The sequence below is a fragment of the Devosia sp. J20-27 genome (assembly GCF_055808595.1).
Genome location: NZ_CM147875.1, coordinates 2702920 through 2721293 on the forward strand (window position 1 = coordinate 2702920; position 18374 = coordinate 2721293).

The 18374-nt window shown below is 64.1% G+C and carries 22 protein-coding genes; 5 read left to right on the forward strand and 17 right to left on the reverse strand.

The window, feature by feature from the left end; all coding sequences use genetic code 11:
* Nucleotides 1-158 precede the first annotated feature (158 nt).
* A complete protein-coding gene (rpsD, locus tag AC0L4C_RS13315; protein WP_473400128.1) occupies nucleotides 159-776 on the forward strand; it encodes a 30S ribosomal protein S4 in 618 nt (205 codons plus the stop codon).
* A gap of 95 nt (nucleotides 777-871) precedes the next feature.
* On the opposite strand, the gene sbmA is transcribed toward rpsD, so the two are convergent.
* A complete protein-coding gene (gene sbmA / locus AC0L4C_RS13320; protein ID WP_473400129.1) occupies nucleotides 872-2161 on the reverse strand; it encodes a peptide antibiotic transporter SbmA in 1290 nt (429 codons plus the stop codon).
* A gap of 110 nt (nucleotides 2162-2271) precedes the next feature.
* On the opposite strand from sbmA, the gene ttcA reads away from it, so the two are divergent.
* Genes ttcA through AC0L4C_RS13335 form a run of 3 tightly spaced genes read left to right on the forward strand, consistent with a single transcriptional unit; the run spans nucleotide 2272 to nucleotide 4778 of the window.
* A complete protein-coding gene (gene ttcA, locus AC0L4C_RS13325) occupies nucleotides 2272-3150 on the forward strand; it encodes a tRNA 2-thiocytidine(32) synthetase TtcA (protein WP_473403520.1) in 879 nt (292 codons plus the stop codon).
* A 46-nt stretch (nucleotides 3151-3196) separates the two neighbouring features.
* The gene (locus AC0L4C_RS13330; RefSeq protein WP_473400130.1) at nucleotides 3197-4024 is read left to right on the forward strand and encodes an inositol monophosphatase family protein; all 828 of its coding nucleotides are present in this window, start codon (nucleotides 3197-3199) and stop codon (nucleotides 4022-4024) included.
* Nucleotides 4025-4058: 34 nt separating this feature from the next.
* On the forward strand, nucleotides 4059-4778 hold the full coding sequence (locus AC0L4C_RS13335) for a class I SAM-dependent methyltransferase (protein WP_473400131.1): 720 nt from the start codon (nucleotides 4059-4061) through the stop codon (nucleotides 4776-4778).
* On the opposite strand, the gene AC0L4C_RS13340 is transcribed toward AC0L4C_RS13335, so the two are convergent.
* Both AC0L4C_RS13340 and AC0L4C_RS13345 read right to left on the reverse strand, forming a co-directional pair.
* Nucleotides 4775-6022, reverse strand: a complete 1248-nt coding sequence (locus AC0L4C_RS13340; protein ID WP_473400132.1) for a multidrug effflux MFS transporter — start codon at nucleotides 6020-6022, stop codon at nucleotides 4775-4777. The genes AC0L4C_RS13335 and AC0L4C_RS13340 overlap by 4 nt on opposite strands.
* Before the next feature lie 105 nt (nucleotides 6023-6127).
* Nucleotides 6128-7360 carry an MFS transporter gene (locus AC0L4C_RS13345; protein WP_473400133.1) on the reverse strand — a complete coding sequence of 411 codons (1233 nt, stop codon included), beginning with the start codon at nucleotides 7358-7360 and terminating at the stop codon, nucleotides 6128-6130.
* Nucleotides 7361-7531: 171 nt separating this feature from the next.
* On the opposite strand from AC0L4C_RS13345, the gene AC0L4C_RS13350 reads away from it, so the two are divergent.
* Entirely contained in the window at nucleotides 7532-7849 is a 318-nt protein-coding gene (locus AC0L4C_RS13350; protein WP_473400134.1) for a Dabb family protein, read from the forward strand.
* Here the strand turns inward: AC0L4C_RS13350 and grxD are convergent.
* The 14 genes from grxD to AC0L4C_RS13420 form a co-directional block, all read right to left on the reverse strand.
* On the reverse strand, nucleotides 7833-8168 hold the full coding sequence (gene grxD, locus AC0L4C_RS13355; protein WP_473400136.1) for a Grx4 family monothiol glutaredoxin: 336 nt from the start codon (nucleotides 8166-8168) through the stop codon (nucleotides 7833-7835). The genes AC0L4C_RS13350 and grxD overlap by 17 nt on opposite strands.
* A 96-nt stretch (nucleotides 8169-8264) precedes the next feature.
* Nucleotides 8265-8903: an HAD-IA family hydrolase gene (locus AC0L4C_RS13360; RefSeq protein WP_473400137.1), complete on the reverse strand. Its 639-nt coding sequence runs from the start codon at nucleotides 8901-8903 to the stop codon at nucleotides 8265-8267.
* Entirely contained in the window at nucleotides 8900-9295 is a 396-nt protein-coding gene (locus tag AC0L4C_RS13365) for an HIT family protein (RefSeq protein WP_473400138.1), read from the reverse strand. The genes AC0L4C_RS13360 and AC0L4C_RS13365 overlap by 4 nt, the downstream gene beginning before the upstream one ends.
* Nucleotides 9292-9525: a BolA/IbaG family iron-sulfur metabolism protein gene (locus AC0L4C_RS13370; protein WP_473400140.1), complete on the reverse strand. Its 234-nt coding sequence runs from the start codon at nucleotides 9523-9525 to the stop codon at nucleotides 9292-9294. The genes AC0L4C_RS13365 and AC0L4C_RS13370 overlap by 4 nt, the downstream gene beginning before the upstream one ends.
* A gap of 66 nt (nucleotides 9526-9591) precedes the next feature.
* Entirely contained in the window at nucleotides 9592-10290 is a 699-nt protein-coding gene (locus AC0L4C_RS13375) for an MBL fold metallo-hydrolase (protein ID WP_473400141.1), read from the reverse strand.
* A 66-nt stretch (nucleotides 10291-10356) separates the two neighbouring features.
* A complete protein-coding gene (locus tag AC0L4C_RS13380; RefSeq protein ID WP_473400142.1) occupies nucleotides 10357-10956 on the reverse strand; it encodes a hypothetical protein in 600 nt (199 codons plus the stop codon).
* A 109-nt stretch (nucleotides 10957-11065) separates the two neighbouring features.
* Entirely contained in the window at nucleotides 11066-13297 is a 2232-nt protein-coding gene (gene purL / locus AC0L4C_RS13385; protein ID WP_473400143.1) for a phosphoribosylformylglycinamidine synthase subunit PurL, read from the reverse strand.
* Nucleotides 13298-13399: 102 nt separating this feature from the next.
* Nucleotides 13400-13855: a CYTH domain-containing protein gene (locus tag AC0L4C_RS13390; protein WP_473400144.1), complete on the reverse strand. Its 456-nt coding sequence runs from the start codon at nucleotides 13853-13855 to the stop codon at nucleotides 13400-13402.
* Nucleotides 13855-14658, reverse strand: coding sequence for a CHAD domain-containing protein (locus AC0L4C_RS13395; RefSeq protein ID WP_473400145.1), 804 nt, complete (start codon nucleotides 14656-14658; stop codon nucleotides 13855-13857). Before AC0L4C_RS13395 ends, AC0L4C_RS13390 begins: the two co-directional genes overlap by 1 nt.
* 147 nt (nucleotides 14659-14805) lie before the next feature.
* Nucleotides 14806-15438, reverse strand: coding sequence for a Pr6Pr family membrane protein (locus tag AC0L4C_RS13400; RefSeq protein ID WP_473400146.1), 633 nt, complete (start codon nucleotides 15436-15438; stop codon nucleotides 14806-14808).
* The gene (locus AC0L4C_RS13405) at nucleotides 15435-16094 is read right to left on the reverse strand and encodes a Pr6Pr family membrane protein (protein ID WP_473400147.1); all 660 of its coding nucleotides are present in this window, start codon (nucleotides 16092-16094) and stop codon (nucleotides 15435-15437) included. The genes AC0L4C_RS13400 and AC0L4C_RS13405 overlap by 4 nt, the downstream gene beginning before the upstream one ends.
* On the reverse strand, nucleotides 16087-16755 hold the full coding sequence (purQ, locus tag AC0L4C_RS13410) for a phosphoribosylformylglycinamidine synthase subunit PurQ (RefSeq protein ID WP_473400148.1): 669 nt from the start codon (nucleotides 16753-16755) through the stop codon (nucleotides 16087-16089). Before purQ ends, AC0L4C_RS13405 begins: the two co-directional genes overlap by 8 nt.
* A gap of 87 nt (nucleotides 16756-16842) precedes the next feature.
* Nucleotides 16843-17931: an acyltransferase family protein gene (locus AC0L4C_RS13415; protein WP_473400149.1), complete on the reverse strand. Its 1089-nt coding sequence runs from the start codon at nucleotides 17929-17931 to the stop codon at nucleotides 16843-16845.
* A 129-nt stretch (nucleotides 17932-18060) separates the two neighbouring features.
* Complete coding sequence (locus tag AC0L4C_RS13420) at nucleotides 18061-18243, reverse strand: hypothetical protein (protein WP_473400150.1); 183 nt, start codon at nucleotides 18241-18243, stop codon at nucleotides 18061-18063.
* Nucleotides 18244-18374: the final 131 nt, after the last annotated feature.

Consider the following 18374-nt stretch of genomic DNA (forward strand, 5'->3'; position numbering starts at 1 on the left):
GACTTCCCGGACGTCCCCCTCTATCACCCGCCCACTTGTTGAGCCCATGGCTCCTCGAGCGCACCCGGGATTCCCTGTTCAAGGAAATCTGTCGGTCCTGTCGCAAGGCAGGGCAGAGGAGGGCGCAATCACTTTCGACGATCTATGAAAGGATTCCGATGTCGAAGCGCGATTTAGTTAAGTACAAGATCGACCGCCGTCTTGGCGAAAACCTCTGGGGCCGCCCGAAGTCGCCGCTGAACGTCCGTGCCTATGGCCCGGGCCAGCATGGTCAGCGCCGCAAGGGCAAGACCTCCGACTACGGCCTGCAGCTCCGCGCCAAGCAGAAGCTCAAGGGCTACTACGGTTCGATCACCGAAAAAGCCTTCAAGAAGCTCTATACCGAAGCCGTCCGCGTCAAGGGCGACACCGGCGAGCGCCTGATCGGCCTGCTCGAGAGCCGTCTCGACGCGATCGTCTATCGCGCCAAGTTCGTGCCGACCGTGTTTGCCGCGCGCCAGTTCGTCAGCCATGGCCACATTCTGGTCAACGGCAAGAAGGTCAACATCCCGTCCTACCAGGTCAAGGTCGGCGACAAGATCGAGATCAAGGAAAAGAGCAAGCAGCTCGGTATCGTGCTCGAGGCCAACCAGCTCGCCGAGCGTGACGTTCCTGAGTATGTGGAAGTCGATCACGGCAAGCAGACCGCCACCTATGTGCGCGTCCCGGCGCTGTCGGATGTGCCCTATCCGGTGCAGATGGAACCCAACCTGGTCGTCGAATTCTACTCGCGCTAAGCGCGACACCAGGCTGCAGAATTGGAAAGGGCCGCTCCTCGGAGCGGCCCTTTTTGCTTTAGGCGGGGCAGGCCGCCCGCAAGCGGCCCGCAGCTTCAGGTGGCAGCCGGTTCAGCCGGCGGATGGTCGGCATGCCAGGAGGCGAGGTAGCGCGGATCGTCGTAATCGTTGGCGATCGGCGCGTCCTTCGGAATAAAGCTCTCGAACAGCCGGAGCCGCTTGTAGACCGAGATCAGCGAGATGATCGTGGTCCAGGAGCTGGCGAAGAACTTGAACGAGTCCTCGACCTGGCCGAAGGCGTTGTTGACCTGCTGGAACAGCCCCAGCGTCAGGCCGCCGGTAACGATGGACGGCCCCATGGCCACCAGCGGCACGAAGTTGGCGCCCTGCAGGTAGGCGTAGCGCGCGATGTTGAAATAGAGATAGTGGCGGTAGAGCCGGAAGTAGTTGGCCTGCACATTGCGGAACAGCTCCCGCACCGTCGGTGGATCGCCCCGATCGGCATGGTCCTCGCCATAAACAAGTTCCTTGCGCATGGCTGCTTCGACGCGCTGGTTGTGAAACTCGAGGCCGGGCAGCTTGAAGCCGACAGTGGCCAGCAGCACCGTACCGAACGCCGACGAGACCAGTGCCACCCAGACGAGGCTGCCGGTAACCGGGCCGAAGAACGGCAGTTCGGTGATGTTTTCCGATAGCCGCCAGAGCAGTGGCAGAAAGACGACCAGGGTCATGATGGAACTGACGAAATTGACCGTCAGGCCTTCCACGATATTGGCGAAGCGCTGCGTGTCTTCCTGGACGCGCTGGCTGGCGCCCTCGACGGTGCGCAGGTGCTGCCAGTGGGCCATGTAGTAGAAGGTCATCGCCCGCCGCCAGCGGAAGAGGAAATGGGCGATGAAGAAGGCGTTGAGCACCAGAACCGTGATGTTGGGGATCAGCACGAAGGCCACCGTCGACATCTCGCCGAAGAACTGTTCCAGCGTGACGCTGCCCGGTGTGGTCAGGGCCGACTGGATCAGGTTGTAGAAGGTCCCGTACCAGTCGTTGAGCCAGGCGCTTACCTGGACGTTGAAATAGACCACCTCGACGATGGTGACCGAGCCGACGACGCTCCACCAGAACCAGCGCCGGTTGCCGCCGATCCAGTACCAGGGAATGCAGAAGAGGTACCCTGTCACCAGGATGTACTGGTAGAGCCAGACCTTGCCCGAGCTGAAGAAGGGTTCCGGATCGGCCTCGGTCGGCTGGATGCCGAGCCAGGGTCCGAGGCTCAGTGCACTTTCGAGCGCCGGGCCGATGGTGAACCAGACGACCATGCAGATCACCGTCCACGCCACGGCGGCGGGAAAAAAGATCTTGGGATCGGGGAAGAAGGAACGAAACACGGCGGGAGTCTCCTGCGCCACGGGGAAGTGCGTCATCTAACTGACGTATGGCGCGATCAGCAAGGAAGCCGAGGCTTTGTTACGAGGATGTAATGCGGTATCAGCGTGCCATGAACGAGATTGTGACCCAAGAGCAGATCGAACAGAGCGCCGAGGACATCTCCGGCGCGCATCCCCTGTTCCGCGACGCGCCGCAGAGCGGTGAATTCAACAAGCTGCGCAAGCGCCTTGTCCGTCTCACGCGCGAGGCCATCGACAAGTTCGGCATGGTGCGCCCCGGCGACCGCTGGCTGATCGCTCTGTCGGGCGGCAAGGACTCCTATGGCCTGCTGGCGATCCTGATGGATCTGAAGTGGCGCGGCCTGCTGCCAGTTGATCTGCTTGCCTGCAATCTCGATCAGGGCCAGCCGAACTTTCCAAAGCACATCCTGCCCGACTATCTGAGCAAGATCGGCGTCGAGCACCGCATCGAATACCAGGACACCTATTCGATCGTCACCGACAAGCTGCCGGCGGGCGCCACCTATTGCTCGCTCTGCTCGCGGCTGCGGCGCGGCCATCTCTACCGCATCGCGCGCGAGGAGGGCTGTTCGGCGCTGGTCCTGGGACATCACCGCGAGGACAGCCTCGAGACGTTCTTTCTCAACCTGTTCCACGGCGGCAAGCTGGCGGCAATGCCGCCCAAGCTGCTGAACGACGAAGGCGATGTGCAGGTGCTGCGGCCGCTGATCTATTGCGCCGAGCCCGATCTGGCGCGCTTTGCCGAGGCCATGGCCTTCCCGATCATTCCCTGCGACCTTTGCGGCTCGCAGGATGGGCTGCAGCGCAATGCCATGAAGGCCATGCTCAACGACATCGAGCAGCGCCAGCCGGGACGCAAGGAGACAATGATCCGGGCGCTCGGCAACGCCAATCCGAGCCATCTGCTCGATCCCAGGCTGTTTGATTTTACCGGCCTCGCCAGCGCTCCATCCCGCGACGAGGCCTGACGTTTTTAGCCGGACCGTCCGGCCCCGATCATAGTTGGAGAGTTCCATGAGCCGTTCCGTTGTCGACGTCGACGCCCTGATGACCATCCTGCGCGATGCCGCCAAGGCGGAGATCCTGCCGCGCTTCCGGCGGCTCGACAGCTCGATGATCCGGCAGAAGTCGGAGGCCATCGACCTCGTGACTGAGGCGGACGAACAGGCCGAGCGGATGATCAAGGCGCGCGTCGCCGACCTGGCGCCGGCTGCGCTGTTCGTGGGCGAGGAATCGGTTGCGGCCGATCCGTCGCTGCTCGAGCGAATGAATGATGCCGAGCTCGCGGTGGTCGTGGACCCGGTCGACGGCACCGCCAACTTTGCGGCCGGGCTGCCGCTGTTTGCCGTCATGGCATCGGTGGTGAGCAAGGGCGAGACGGTTGCCGGGATCATCTACGATCCGATGGGCGATGACTGGTTCGTCGCCGAAAAGGGCAGCGGCGCCTTCCTGAAGCGGCCGGACGGTGGCTCGGAGCGCCTGGAAGTGGCGGTGGCACCATCGCTCGACCAGATGGTGGGCACGGCGTCCATCGCCTTCCTGCCCAAGGACAGCAAGCCGCAGATCATGGGCAATCTCGCCAAGGTGCGCGTGGTCGCCAACTATCGCGTCGCCGGGCATGACTACCGGCTGTTCGCCAGCGGGCAGACGCATTTTGTCATGTTCAACAAGCTGATGCCCTGGGATCATCTCGCCGGTACGCTGATCTCGCAGGAGGCCGGCGGCTACGCGGCGCGCTTCGATGGGTCGCCCTATCTGCCCAGCCATCGCGACGGCGGGCTGCTACTGGCGCCCGACAAGGAGACTTGGAACCTGCTGCGCAAAGAGGTCTTTACGGTATAGTGGAGATCATGACCGGCGGCGCGGGGAGGCGCAGTTGGATAGTCAGTTCTACTGGACGATTGCCGAACGGGATATCGAGATCCAGAATCCGATCACGGATCGGAAGCTGCGGCTGCTAGACGATTATTGCGATATCCGCGATGGCCTGAGGGTTCTCGACATCGGCTGTGGCAAGGCCTGGCTGCTGCGGCAGTGGGCCGACCGCTTTGCCATCGAGGGCGTAGGCGTCGATCTCAACTCGATCTTTCTGGACGTGGCGCGGCGCAAGCGGCCGGCGCGTGGCAGCCTGCAGTTCATCGAGGGAACGGCCCGGAATTACCACGCGCCACGCAACTCGTTCGATATCGTCATGTGCCTGGGCGCGAGTTTCGCGCTGGACGGGTTCGTGTCGGCCATCGAGTGGATGGCCGCATTGGCCAAGCCTGGCGGCGCCATCGTCATCGGCGACCTGACGCTCAAGCACCGCCCGAGCGTGCACCGCGACGAGTGGCTACCCAATGATGCCGTCGAGACGATGGGGATCGTCGAGCGCCACGGTGCCGATGTGTCGGCGATGATTTCCGCGTCGGACGCCGATTTCGAGCGCTATGTCTGTCACCACCGGCACGCCACGTTGCGCTGGGCGCGCCAGAACCCGGACGCGCCGCAGCGCCAGGCTGTGCTCGAGAAGAGCCAGGCCGACTGGACCTATTATCTGAAGACCGTCCGGCCCTACCTGGGCTGGACGATCTATGTGGGGCACAAGCGGGGCTAGCGACCGGCCTCGGCCGTGGCGTATTCCGGGCTGACGCCGAACAGCTTGCCCTTTTCGGCGATCAGTACGCAGATCAGCACCAGGGTGCCCATGACAGCATAGCCGGCCGCGTTTGGCACCAGGGTGCCGTCAAAGTGCTGGCCGATATAGGTGCCCAGCAGGGCGCCGCCGACGGTCTGGATGAAGCCGAACACCGATGCTGCCGTGCCCGCGACATTGCCGAGCGGCTCCATCGAGAGGGCGTTCATGTTCGAGGCGGCCCAGCCAAAGACGAACTGGATGACCAGCAGCAGCCCGAAAAACACCGGGAAGGGCACCGGTCCCATCAGCGCCAGCGTTACCCAGATCAGGCTCATCGCCAGGTAGACGATGATGGCAAAGTGGCTCAGCCGCCGCATGCCGAAGCGTTTGACCACGCGCGAGTTGATGAACTGGGCGATGGCAATGAAACCGGCCATGGCGGCAAAGGCCACCGGGAAGAACGGTCCCAGGCCATAGAGCTCGACGAAGATCTGCTGGCTGGCCGAGATGAAGCCGAACATGGCACCGAACAGGAACGTCCCGGCCAGGCCATAGGAAATGGCGGGGCGATTGGTGACCACGAGGCGGAAGCCGTCGAGGATGCCCTTGACGCTCAGCGGCCGGCGGAATTCGGGCCGCAGCGTCTCGGGCAGCCTGATGAAGGCCCAGACGCCGATGGCCGATGCGAGGCCGCCCATGAAGAGGAAAATGTGGTGCCAGGGACCCGAAAGCAGGATGACCTGACCGATACCCGGCGCAATGATCGGGATGGCCATGAACACCATGAAGGTCAGGGACATGATCTCGGCCATCTCGCGGCCGGAATAGCGGTCGCGCACTACGGCCGTGGCAATCACGCGCGTCCCCGCGGCCCCCATTCCCTGGGTGAAACGCAGCGCCAGCAGCACCCCGAAGGTCGGCGCATAACTTGCTGCGAAGGCGCAGAAAATGTAGACGACAAGGCCGAAGAACAGCGGCGCGCGGCGGCCGAACCGGTCGGTCAGCGGCCCGAAGGCGAGCTGCGCCAGACCAAAGCCGAGCATATAGGCGCCAACCACCAACTGGCGTTCATTCTCGTTGGCGATACCGAGGGCCTCGCCCATGTAGGGCAGGGCGGGCAGCATGATGTCGATGGCAAGGGCATTGAGGGCCATGAGGCCGGCAACAAGAGCAATGAATTCGACCCGGGATAGCTCCCGCGTCGGCAGAACAGAATTGGGCATTGATAAAACTCGGGGGAGACCGAAGGAAGACCTGAACCATGAACCCCCCGGCTGGCTATTACAAGCCGCCCGAGGGCAATTGTCGTCCGGTCTCTGGTAACGTCGTCAAACCGTCAGCGGCAAGTTGAACGTGCGGGAACTGCGTTCGCGGATTGGCAGGTGGATGGCGGCCGAGCCGAGGCCGAGCAGGATGCCCAGATACCATACGAGGCTGTACGAGTTGGTCGCGTCGTAGACATAGCCGCCGAGCCAGACGCCGACAAACGAGCCGAGCTGGTGACTGAAAAAGGCGACGCCGTAGAGCATGCCCATATAGCGGGCGCCGAAGAACAGGCTGACCAGCCCGGCCGTCAGCGGCACGGTGGAGAGCCAGAGCAGACCCATCACGGCCGCAAAGATATAGGCCGACAGTTCGGTGACCGGGAACAGGACGAAGAGGCCTATGGCGATGGCGCGCGAGAAGTAGATGCTCGCCAGCAGCAGCTGCTTGGGCAGGCGGCTCCCGAGGTACCCCGACAGCAACGATCCCACGACGTTGAAGAGCCCGATCACCGCAATCGACCAGCTGCCGACTTCCGGTGCCAGCCCGCACTGCTGCACCAGGAAGGCGGGCATGTGCACGTTGATGAAGGCGAGGTGGAAGCCGCAGACGAAAAAGCCGATCACCAGCAGCTTGTACGATCCGTGCCCCCAGGCGCGCGACATGGCCTGCATGAAGGGCATGTCGGCCTCGCCGACGGCATTCTCGGTGCGGCCGCGCAGCGCAAAGCTCAGCGGGATCACCAGTGCGAGGATGGCGGCGAGGTAGAGCAGGGCGGTGGCCCAGCCGAAACTGGAGATGAAGGACTGGCCGATGGGGGCGAAGACGAACTGGCCGAAGGACGAGGCCGCGGTGGCGATGCCGAAGATCATGGCGCGCTTTTCCTGCGGCACGTTACGGCCGAAAGCCGCCATGACGATGGAAAAGGACGAGGCCGCGATGCCGACGCCGACGATCACGCCGGCCGAGAGGTTGAGCAGGCTGCCATCGACGGAATAGGCCATCAGCACGAGGCCGACGGCATAGACCACGAGCCCGCCGACGATCACCTTGGCGGTGCCATAGCGGTCGGCCAGCCCGCCGGCGAACGGCTGGGCAATGCCCCAGGCGAGGTTCTGGATCGCCATGGCGAGGCCCCAGGCTTCCCGCGTGGTCTGCAGGTCGGCCGTCATCGGCAGCGTGAACAGACCGAACGTGGTGCGGATGCCATTGGTGACGGCCGCTATGACGCAGCCGGCAATCACCAGAACGATCAATGGTATGGCTATGTTGCGTGACGTGGCGGTTACGATCGACATCGCTACAGGTCCCCCGGGAGTCCCTCCCTACACGCTGTTGGCGGCAGGCGGAAATGCCAAGTATGAATGGCCGCCATCTTGGCTGGTGATGGCTGCAAGGCAACCATGCAGTGCCGTGGTTGCGTTTTCCCCGCGGATGATTAGCTAGAGGGCATTCTGGAAGGACATCCCTTGATCCGACACATTGTCTTTTTCACCGCGCGCGATCCACGCGACCTCGATGCCATCGTCGAGGGTCTGCAACTGCTCGGGACCATTCCGCACAGCAGCTTTTTCGAAGTGTCGCGCAATTCCAAGGTCGATCAGATCGGCAATGACGTCGATGTGGTCGTATATGGCGAGTTCGCGGACGAGGCGGCGCTGGCTGCCTACAAGGCTCACCCGATCTATGCCGAGGCCACGAGACGCGTTCGGCCGCTGCGCGAGTTGCGTCTGGCGGCCGATTTCACGTCAAAGCTGGGCAGGCAGCAGATCAGGCAGTCTGCTTGACCGCAATGCCGCTGTCCTCGAACTGCTTTTGCAGTTCGCCCGCCTGGAACATCTCGGTGACGATATCGGCGCCGCCGACGAACTCGCCCTTGATGTAGAGCTGCGGGATGGTCGGCCAGTTGGCATAGGCCTTGATTCCCTCGCGCAGTTCCTGGCTTTCGAGGACATTGGCGCTGTCGAACTCAACGCCAAGATAGTTCAGGATCTGGACGACGCGGCCCGAGAAACCGCATTGCGGGAAGTCCGGCGAGCCCTTCATGAACAGGAACACGTCGTTGGACTTCACCTTGTCGTCGATGAAGGTGTTGATATCGGTCATCGGATCAGCCTTTCGATTGCCCGGCGTGGGAGGCTCCGGGGCAGTTCAGGACTAGATAGGCCTTCAATCGGGCGCTGTCGAGGCCATCCATCGGCATCAGGCGATGGATTTTTGCAGCCGCCCGGCGATCCAGGGGTGGTCGCGGCAATCGGCGACGGTGCGGTACTCCACCGCCTCCCAACCGGCCCGGCGGGCGCCGTCGATCACCTTTGGCGTGTCGTCGAAGAACAGTGGCTGCTCAGTCTGCGGGCCGATGCGGCGATCGACTTCTGCGAAAAAGCCCGGGTCCGGCTTCATGATGCCGAGCCGCGCTGCGTAGAACATGTCGTCGAACAGCTCGCCCAGCCGCAGCGACTGCCAGAGCCACTGCGCCCGCAAATGCTCCTGATTGGTGGCGATGTAGAGCTTTGCTCCCGTCGCCTTGAGCTGGTGGATCACCTCGATCAGGTCGTCATTGAGGTGGCTGTCATGCTCGAGCCAGTAGGCCACAAGGCGCTGCGTCGGCCCGCGATAACCCAGGCCCGGCAGCGCCCGGTCCAGCGCCTCGACCAGACCCATCTTGCCGACGATCACCTTCTTGATGAAGAGGTCGAAGATGAATTTTGCCCTGAATTCGTGGGGATCAACGCCGAGGTCTGCCAGCAGGTTTTCGTCCCACCGTACCTGCAGTTCGGGGCGCGTGTGATAGCCGTGCACCAGCACGCCATCGACGTCGAACAGCACGGCCCGGGTCACTGCTCCGGGCTCCATTGCGGCGTGCGCATGACCCGGCGGATGCCGACGCCCTCATTCGGGCCGCCCTTGAAACGCGGGATGACATGGAGATGGGCGTGAAAGACGTGCTGTCCGGCGACGGCGCCGACATTCCAGCCCAGCGTGAAACCATCCGGCCTTCGATCAGCAAAGTGATCCTTGGTCTGCCGCAGGATCTCGCCAAAGCCGATCCACTCGTCCCTGGTGAACTCGAACGGCGTTTCGCTGTGGCGGCGCGGAATGATCATCGCAGCGACGGGCACCATCGGGTCGATGCTGCCCAGGACATAGAAATGCGCGCTCTCGAGCACCGGCGTATCAACCAGCAGGTTGTTGCCGAGGCAGAAGCGGCAGTCCGGTACGGCCGCGCTCACTCGGGCGCTTTGGTCTGCAGCGCCAGCGAGTGCAGGACCGTCCCCATGTCGGTGCCGAAGGCGGCGTTGACCATCTGGTGCTGCTGCACGCGGGACTTGCCGCGAAAGGCCTCCGAGATGACGGTGGCTGCGTAGTGGTCGCCGTCACCGGCGAGGTCGCGGATTTCCACCTGGGCATCGGGGAGAGCGGCCTTGATGCGGCGCTCGATTTCGTGGGCGGCCATTGGCATGGGAAACTCCGTGGTCGAGACATTCAGGCAGATATGGCACGCGCGCCCCACCGCCTCAAGGACAGCTCAGGCAAAGGCGCGTTCGGCTTCGGCAATGGCTGAGGCAAGGGCGGGTGCCGCATCGAGCACGGCGCGGCCGTGCACAGGAAACAGGGCCTTAGGCGCCAGGGCGGCAAGTTTCTTGACGCTGGCGAGTGCCTGCGACCGGCTGGCGGTGGCGAAATAGGGGAATGGGAAGGCGAGCCGGAAGACGCCAGTGACGTGCAGACTGCCGACCGAGACCAGCGCGTCGCCGGTAAAGAGGTAGTCGCTTGCCGTCTCCATCCACGAAACGTGGCCGACGGCATGGCCGGGCGTGGCAATGGCACGAAAGCCGGCCACCAGATCACCGTCCTCGACGATGACGTTGGGCCGCGTCTCGGTGGCGATATAGCCGCCCTTGAGCGACATACCGGCCTCCTCGGTAGCAAGCGAGCGGTCGCCGGTCAAAAGGCGTGCGGTGCGGGAAGAGGCGGCGATGTCGATGCCGGGAAACGCCTCGGCCAGCGCGTCGAGCGACCCGACGTGGTCGGCGTGGGCATGGGTGATCAGGATGCGCCGCAGCGGCTTGCCGAGCTGCTGGATCATCTTGCGGATGCCCGGTGCTGATCCGAAGACATTGGTGTCGATGAGGGTCAGGCCGTCCTCGGCCTCGACCAGATGGCAGGAGAACAGGCCGAGGCGCGCGATCTGGTGGACGCGTGGGACAGGGGTGCGAATGGACAAGGACGCTTTTCTCGCAAGGGTTTAGGCAGCGAAGACGTGGGGGCGGCGGGCGCCCGGCACAAGGGGTCAGCCGCGCGGGTCGGCCGGGTCGACGCAGCAGGTGCCGTCCGAACGGGTCGAGAAATTGGCGATGATGAAATTCACCATCGGCCGCGCGTCATCGGCGGCGCTGCGCTCCACGAGGCATTCGAGCGCGTAGTAGCGGCCGCCGTCGATCGCTTCGGCATGGACCACCTTGAGCGGCACGCCAAGCGGCGAATCATCGCTCTCGCCTTCGAAGACCAGTGCCGGCCCGCTCTGGAAGCTGCTGACGCTCTGGGCGGTCAGGCGGAAGCCGGGGAAGTCCGGCGCCCAGGTCCTGACAATGCCATCGACATCGAGCGTCTCGAGAGCGCGCTCGGCCGACCACTCGACGTTGGCGCCATCCTGGATCAGGGCGTCGCACTGCATGACCGCGTCCGGGTGGCGCAAGGTCAGGACGGTGACGTCGCTGCCGTCGTCGACGGCTTCGAAGACATCGGGGTAGATCACGGTGAAGGGGCGCTCGGGCGTCGTGCCCTGCACCACCTGCATGGCGACCTTGTCCTGCGCCAGCACGGGCGGCGTCCCTGCCACAAGCAGCGCCGAAAGGAGCATTGAACCGCGCGCGAAGCCGAACTTTTTCATAACAATTTCCCCGGACTGAACTCAGAGTTCTGGCGGCCAATCATGTCGGCAGGGTGACCGTAGCGCAAAGCGCTGCAGTCGCAACCCTGCGAAGCATGGCCGCTGGGGATTACTCGCCCTTCATATAATCGGGGAACCACGCCTCATGTGCGGCGCGCAACTCGCTCACCGGCACGGGACGGGCCTCGCCCAGCACCAGATCCTTGCCGCCGGTGGTGCCGATCCAGGGGGCGAAGATGCCGGCATAGGGGTAGACTTCCTCGAAGAAGTAATAGAGCTTTTCGCGCCGCATGGTCACCAGATAGCGCCCCTGGTCCTCGCCGAAGAACAGCGGCACCGGATCGCCGCCGTCGAGCTGGTTGACCTTGGCGCCGATCCCCGAGGCCATGGCCATTTCTGCCAGTCCCAGGGCCAGACCGCCGTCGGAGAGGTCGTGCACGGCGGTAGCGAGGCCGTCGCGGATCAGGATGCGGACGAGGTCGCCCACCTTGCGCTCGTGCGCGAGGTCGACGGGCGGCGGCGGACCGTCCTTGCGGCCGAAGATATCGCGCATGTAGGTCGACTGACCCAGATGCGTGCCCCACCAGTCGGGGGCGCCGAACAGCAGGATGGGCTCGCCCTCGGCGGCAAAGCCGATGCGCGCCATCCGGTTCCAGTCGGGAATGAGGCCGACGCCGCCAATGGTCGGGGTCGGCAGGATGCCGCGGCCATTGGTTTCGTTGTAGAGCGAGACATTGCCTGAAACGATGGGGAAGCCGAGCTCGCGGCAGGCCTCGCCGATGCCCTTGATGGCATGCACCAGCTGGCCCATGATTTCGGGCCGCTCGGGATTGCCGAAGTTGAGATTGTCGGTGGCGGCCAGCGGGTCGGCGCCGACGGCGGTCAGGTTGCGCCAGCACTCGGCCACGGCCTGCTTGCCGCCCTCATAGGGATCTGCCTCGCAATAGCGGGGCGTCACATCGGAGGTGAAGGCCAGGGCCTTGGTGGCGTGGCCCTCGACGCGGATGACGCCGGCATCGCCACCCGGCAGCTGCAGCGAATTGCCCTGGATCAGCGTGTCGTACTGCTCGTAGACCCAGCGGCGCGACGCGCCCTGGTGGCCGCCGACAAGGCGCAGCAGCGCATCGGCAATATCCATCTGCGGGATGTCGTCGGCAGCCAGCGGCGCCGGCACGGCGGGGGGCGTCCAGGGACGGTCATATTCGGGCGCCTGGTCGCCGAGATCCTTGATCGGCAGGTTGGCGACTTCCTCGCCCTGCCAGAGCACGCGGAAACGCAGGTCGTCGGTGGTCCGGCCCACGGTGGCGAAATCGAGTTCCCACTTCTCGAAGACGGCGCGGGCTTCCGCTTCCTTTTCGGGATGCAGCACCATGAGCATGCGCTCCTGGCTCTCGCTGAGCATCATCTCGTAGGGCGTCATCGCCTCTTCGCGCACCGGCACCTTGTCGAGGTCGAGCTCGATGCCGAGATCGCCCTTGGCGCCCATCTCTACGGCGGAGGAGGTCAGCCCGGCAGCGCCCATGTCCTGGATGGCAATGACGGCGCCTGTCGCCATCAGTTCGAGACAGGCCTCGAGCAGGCGCTTTTCGGTGAACGGGTCGCCCACCTGCACGGTGGGGCGCTTTTCCTCGATATCGTCGCCGAACTCGGCCGATGCCATGGTGGCGCCGCCGACGCCGTCGCGGCCGGTCTTGGCGCCGAGATAGACCACCGGCAGACCGACGCCCTTGGCCTTGGAATAGAAGATCTTGTCGGTGTCGACGAGGCCTGCGGCGAAGGCGTTGACGAGGATATTGCCGTTATAGCGGGCGTCGAATTCGAGCTCACCGGCGACGGTCGGCACGCCAAAGCTGTTGCCGTAGCCGCCGATACCGGCCACCACGCCAGACACCAGATGCCGGGTCTTTTCGTGCTCGGGGGCGCCGAAGCGCAATGCGTTCATCGCCGCAACGGGACGCGCGCCCATGGTGAAGACGTCGCGCAGAATGCCGCCAACGCCGGTGGCGGCGCCCTGGTAGGGTTCGATGTAGCTGGGGTGGTTGTGCAATTCCATCTTGAAGACGATGGCCTGGCCGTCACCGATATCGACGACGCCGGCATTCTCGCCCGGCCCCTGGATGACCAACTGGCCCGTCGTTGGCAGGGTCTTCAGCCACTTCTTGGAGCTCTTATACGAGCAGTGCTCGTTCCACATCGCCGAGAAGATGCCGAGCTCGGTGAAGGTCGGATTGCGGCCGATGAGTTGCAGGATCTTGCCGTATTCATCCGGCTTCAGGCCGTGGTCGGCGACCAGTTTCGAGGTGATGTCGACGTTGTTGTCGAAGGGCGTGGCAAGGCTCATGGCGGGCACCGATTCCGTTCCGTCGCCCGCCTATATCAAGTCAGGGCAGGGCGCGACACCCGGCATGATGGTGGATGAACGGAATTGTCGTCGCCCCGGCCCTCAGCCGGCCGCGGCCAGGCTGGCATTGTAGAACTCGGCCCGGCCCGTGACCTCCTCGCCGACCCAGTCGGGCAGCTCGATCACCGCCTGGCTGTCGGGCAATTCCACTTCGAGCAGGATCAGGCCGCGATGACGGCCACCGAACTCGTCGACAACCCAGTCGCCACCGGGCAGCTCGAGGTGATGGCGGCGCTTTTCGATCAGCCGGCCGGGGCAGCGGACCAGCAATTCGCGGGCATCGGCAATGGGCACTTCGTATTCGAACTCCGCACGGTCGAGTACGGCGCCACCGGTCTTGATGGTGAGCACGCCTCTGGTTTCGTTGATCGTGCGGACGCGGACGGTAACGCCGCCGGTGTTGGAGAGATAGCCCTGACGCACTGCGTCGGTCTTTTGCACCAGCGGACGCCAGTCGTCGCGGCCGACGAGGAACTTGCGTTCGATCTCGCGGGCCATCAGTCGTTGGTGCTCCGCCACGCATGCAGGCGAGCCCCAATGCTGCTCCGGACGGCCTTGGGACGCTGGATGAAGATGTCCTCGCCCAGGCGGAAGGCCCGCGCCGCCAGCATCTCCTGGCGTTCCGCGGCGTAGCGCTGGACAAAGGCCTGGTCGAGATCGAGGGCGATCTGCTCGGGCGACCGGCGCGCTATCTCTTCGAGCAGTGCCAGGTCGTGATGTCGGCCGAGCGTGGTTGCCAGCAGCTCCGCCTGCTCGATGCGCCGACCGGCCTCGGTATCCAGCGGCGCCCGAAGCAGGCGCAACTGGAAAGTGTGGTACTTGACCGCCTTGCGCCAGTCGTGGAGCGGTTCGGCCTCTGGATGCTTGCGGCAATACTGCATGGCGTCGACGCCCTTGCCGTAGCAGCGGGCAAAGTCCTTGCTCAGCGTCTCCTCATCGATTTCCTCGATCGTCCAGTGTTCGGCGGCGGCCATCTGCTGGCTGATCTCGGAGCGGAAGGTGGCGAGGGCCGCAAACTCGCTTTCAGGATCGATGGCGGCCTCGACGGGTGCCTCGGGTGCCGGCAAGCCGGCCCAGGCGTAGAGCGCCTCGAGCGTCTGGCGCGCCACCCGCGCATCACGCGCCCGCGAAAGTTTCGATGCAGCGTCGCGGATGCTGGCATTGGCGTCGGCATAGGCCGGGAAGTCGCTGCGGACGAGCCGGAACAGGGCACGCAGCTTCTTGCAATGCCGGCGCGCCGCGTGGATGCGGGCGGCTGGTGGATCATCCACTGCGTCGGCCCTGAGGACAGCCTTGGCCATCTGTTCCGACGCAATCCTGAGGAATCCCGAACGCACCGATGCGTCATCGATAGACCAGCGATACCCCATGCGAACGCAACACTCCCGGCAGACTGCGGGGATTTGAACGCCTGAGGCTGTCACAAACAAGCCCGGCGTTCGAAGAGATCAGGCCTGCCGCCGTCGCCCGAGGGCCCGATCGGCCAGAATGACCAGCCCGAAAAGCACGATCAGTGCGATCAGCACGACGAGGCAGTTGAGCGCCACCGCGCCGTAGCCGAGCTTGTCCGCTTCAAGGATCGGATAGGGGTATTCGCCGACCACGGCGCCGCGAAGCATGGCCCACGCGAGCCAGACAAAAATCGGCAGCAGCATCATCGGAATATCGCCAAACCGCAGCTGGCCCTTGGGCTGGAACGCGGCCCACCAGACGACATAGAGGATCGGCGTGACATAGTGCAGCGCGATATCGGCCAGCTTGGCCCAGCCCTGCGGCGCCCATAGTCCGGCGAGCAGGACATGATAGAACATCGCGACCAGGATGATGGCGCCCGTCATCATGCCGCGGGTCACCGGGCGGCGCCACCAGTCCAGCACCGGCCAGCGTACCAGTTCACTCAGATAGATCAGCACCAGCATGAGGTTGGTGAGGATCGTGAAATAGGTGAAAAAGAAGATCACCGCATCGAGCAGGTCGTGACCGGCGGCGAGGCGCAGCGAGAAGGTGATGGCCGCCTGCAGCAGCAGCGCGCCGGCGCCGATTCCCAGCCCGCCGAGTGCCCAGATCGTCGGCAGGGTCATCGGGTCCTCCGCCGTGCCAGTGCGCCATCGAGCCAGATCAGCACGACGCAGAACATGCTGACAGCCAGAAAGATGATGCCGACGCCAATGGCGACGCCGCCATAGCCGAGCTTGTCCGGGTTGAGGATGTCATAGGGGTATTCATGGGCCCAGAGGCCCCGCAGCAGCACCCAGGCGACATAGACGATGCCGGGGACCAGCATCCAGGGCAGGTCGCGCCATTGTAGGCTGCCATGCGGCATGAAGGCCGCCCACCAGACGAGATAGGCAATCGGCGTCACATAGTGCAGCAGCACGGTCGCCAGCAGCAGCGCACCTTCCATCTGCAGATAAGGCGACAGCATGAAGTGGTAGAACAGCATGACCAGCGTGATGAACCCCGCCATGAGCGTCTGCGTCTGCGGGCGCCTGAACCAGCCCAGCCAGGACCAGCCCGTCAGTTCCGACAGATAGACCAGCACCAGTCCAAGGTTGGTAAGATGGGTGAAGTAGGTCCAGTAGTAGACCGTCACGTCCGGCAACGAGCGGGCCACGGGATTGCCGGGCGAGACGCTCATCATGGAGGGGAAGATGACCCAGCCATCGATGACGAGGCCGACGACACCCACGAGCAGCGCTGCCGTGGCAAACAGCCGCCGCAGCCGGCGGTCAGGCAACTTGCTGCAGGAGTGCGGAGAACAGTTCCCGTCCGTCAGTGCCCCCATGGGCGCTTTCAATCAGGTTTTCCGGGTGTGGCATCAGGCCAAGCACGGTCTTTTCGGCGTTGAGCACACCGGCGATATCGTTGATCGAGCCGTTGGGGTTGGTGCCTTCGGCGTAGCGGAAGGCAACCTGGCCGTTGCCTTCGATGGCGGCGAGTGTTTCAGCATCGGCAAAATAGTTGCCGTCATGGTGGGCAACCGGGCAACGGATGATCTGGCCCTTGCTGTAGCCGCGGGTGAAGGCGGTGTCGGCATTGGTCACCTCGAGCTTGACCTCGCGGCAGACGAACTTCAGCGACTGGTTGCGCATCAGCGCGCCCGGCAGCAGGCCGGCCTCGATCAGGATCTGGAAGCCGTTGCAGACGCCCAGGATCTTGACGCCTTTGGCGGCACGCTCGCGCACCTTGTCCATGATCGGGGAGCGCGCGGCGATGGCGCCGCAGCGCAGATAGTCGCCATAGGAAAAGCCGCCGGGAATGACGATCAGGTCGACGTCGGGGATGTCGGCATCCTGGTGCCAGACGATGGCCGGCGCGGTGCCGCCGATCTTGGTCAGGGCCGCGATCATGTCACGGTCGCGGTTGAGACCCGGGAAGACGACGACGGCGGATTTCATCGGCAGATCCTTGGCGGAATGTCTGCCGGACTTGTCGTGAGTCTCGGGGCAAAAAGCAAGGGCGGGATGTGCTCCCGCCCTCTGGTTTCATTCCGCCGGCGCGACGCGCGGCTTGGCGACATAGCCGCGGCTGCCAGGTGTGCCGGGCAGGTGGGCCCATGCCGGCCGTTCGAACAGGAAGCTGCCGAAGCCGGTCTTGCGGATGAGCCAGTAGAGCACCAGCGGCGAGATCAGGGCGCTGAGCATGACGATGATCGAGAGCGCCGAGGTGTCGTCGATCAGGCCGACCTTGAGCAGCACCACGCGGCTGAGCGCCATCGGGATGGAAAAGCTGAGATAGACGACGATCGAATTGGCCCCGAGCCAGCGCAGCCATTCCATGAAGTTGAGCTTGCTGAGCAGCGCGGCGGTGACGCAGAGCGCCAGCGATCCGGCCAGCGCCAGCAGCATGTGCAGCACCGGCAGGCCGGCATAGCCCAGTTCGACATGCACGGGCTTCATCTCGAAGCCGCCATTGAACACCAGGAGGGTGTTGACCAAGGCGTAGACGGCCAGCGCGCCGAGGGCCGGCAGCACATGGGCCTCGGCCCAGGCGACGAACTTGAAGATCCACGGCGCCAGCGCATAGCCGGCAAAGAAGTAGACGAAGTACTCGGCGAACTGGTCGACGACGTAGCTGCCGGTATTGGAGATCGGCAGGATCTGCAGCACTGCCGCAAGGCCGAGCGCCACCCAGTTGTTGACCCGCAGGTCCCAGAGCACCTTGGTCATCAGGCTGAAGACGGCGAGCATGTAGATGAACCACAGGACGCCATAGGGGTCGACGACGGCAAAGGCGATCTGCTGCATCGCGCTCAGCGGGTCGCCGGTGCCCAGGCCGACCTTGAAGACGATCTGCAGCACGGCCCACAGGGCGTAGAAATAGAAGTAGTGCACGATGCGGCGATCGGAGAACTTCAGCCAGTCGCGGGCAATGACCTGGCTCAGGAAGAGCCCGGAGATTAGGAAGAATTCCGGCATGCGGAATGGTGTCGCCCAGCCGATGATCCAGTGCAGGATGCCGGACTGGCCGGTTTCTTCACCCACGCCGTAGGCGGAGTGCATCATCACCACGAGAATGATCGAGAGGCCTTTGGCCGTATCGACCCAAGACAGACGGTTGGCGTTCCCAGACATGGCCGCATACTCCAGGTTTGATGCCTCCTCATACAGGCGAGGACGCATTAACGCTCGTGGAGTCGTTACATAGGCTTAAGCGGTTTGCTTAATGTCTTGGGTTTTATTCACGCGGCCGTGAGCCGCCGATCAGGCGATCGGCAGTTGCGCGGCATTGGCCAGCAGCAGGCCGATGGTGAGGAAGAAAAGGGCGGACAGGGAAAAGGTTCTGATCATTTGAAATCGGCTTGCTGTCGTCTGGGCCGTGGCTTGCTGCCGGCCCGGTTGCGGGTGATCGGTAAGGTGCTTCGCGCTGGCGGGCAATTGCCGCATAGCGCATGGGAGCCTTGCGCCCGCATCGCTGAACGAAGCCTGAATGGCTGTGGTTAACACCGCTATTTTGAGCGCCGTGCTTAACTTATTGCTGCATGGCTACGCCTCGCCCTGGCGGGGCGACGGAGTAG

Excerpts from the sequence above, each read along its gene's own strand:
- AC0L4C_RS13420 (WP_473400150.1), bottom strand. The coding sequence starts at position 18,243 with ATGCGGCAATTGCCCGCCAGCGCGAAGCACCTTACCGATCACCCGCAA.
- ttcA (WP_473403520.1), top strand. The coding sequence starts at position 2,272 with ATGAACGAGATTGTGACCCAAGAGCAGATCGAACAGAGCGCCGAGGAC.
- AC0L4C_RS13330 (WP_473400130.1), top strand. The coding sequence starts at position 3,197 with ATGAGCCGTTCCGTTGTCGACGTCGACGCCCTGATGACCATCCTGCGC.
- purQ (WP_473400148.1), bottom strand. The coding sequence starts at position 16,755 with ATGAAATCCGCCGTCGTCGTCTTCCCGGGTCTCAACCGCGACCGTGAC.
- AC0L4C_RS13340 (WP_473400132.1), bottom strand. The coding sequence starts at position 6,022 with ATGCCCAATTCTGTTCTGCCGACGCGGGAGCTATCCCGGGTCGAATTC.
- AC0L4C_RS13380 (WP_473400142.1), bottom strand. The coding sequence starts at position 10,956 with ATGAAAAAGTTCGGCTTCGCGCGCGGTTCAATGCTCCTTTCGGCGCTG.
- rpsD (WP_473400128.1), top strand. The coding sequence starts at position 159 with ATGTCGAAGCGCGATTTAGTTAAGTACAAGATCGACCGCCGTCTTGGC.
- grxD (WP_473400136.1), bottom strand. The coding sequence starts at position 8,168 with ATGACCGATATCAACACCTTCATCGACGACAAGGTGAAGTCCAACGAC.
- AC0L4C_RS13395 (WP_473400145.1), bottom strand. The coding sequence starts at position 14,658 with ATGGCCAAGGCTGTCCTCAGGGCCGACGCAGTGGATGATCCACCAGCC.
- AC0L4C_RS13390 (WP_473400144.1), bottom strand. The coding sequence starts at position 13,855 with ATGGCCCGCGAGATCGAACGCAAGTTCCTCGTCGGCCGCGACGACTGG.
- purL (WP_473400143.1), bottom strand. The coding sequence starts at position 13,297 with ATGAGCCTTGCCACGCCCTTCGACAACAACGTCGACATCACCTCGAAA.
- AC0L4C_RS13415 (WP_473400149.1), bottom strand. The coding sequence starts at position 17,931 with ATGTCTGGGAACGCCAACCGTCTGTCTTGGGTCGATACGGCCAAAGGC.
- AC0L4C_RS13400 (WP_473400146.1), bottom strand. The coding sequence starts at position 15,438 with ATGACCCTGCCGACGATCTGGGCACTCGGCGGGCTGGGAATCGGCGCC.
- AC0L4C_RS13370 (WP_473400140.1), bottom strand. The coding sequence starts at position 9,525 with ATGCCAATGGCCGCCCACGAAATCGAGCGCCGCATCAAGGCCGCTCTC.
- AC0L4C_RS13345 (WP_473400133.1), bottom strand. The coding sequence starts at position 7,360 with ATGTCGATCGTAACCGCCACGTCACGCAACATAGCCATACCATTGATC.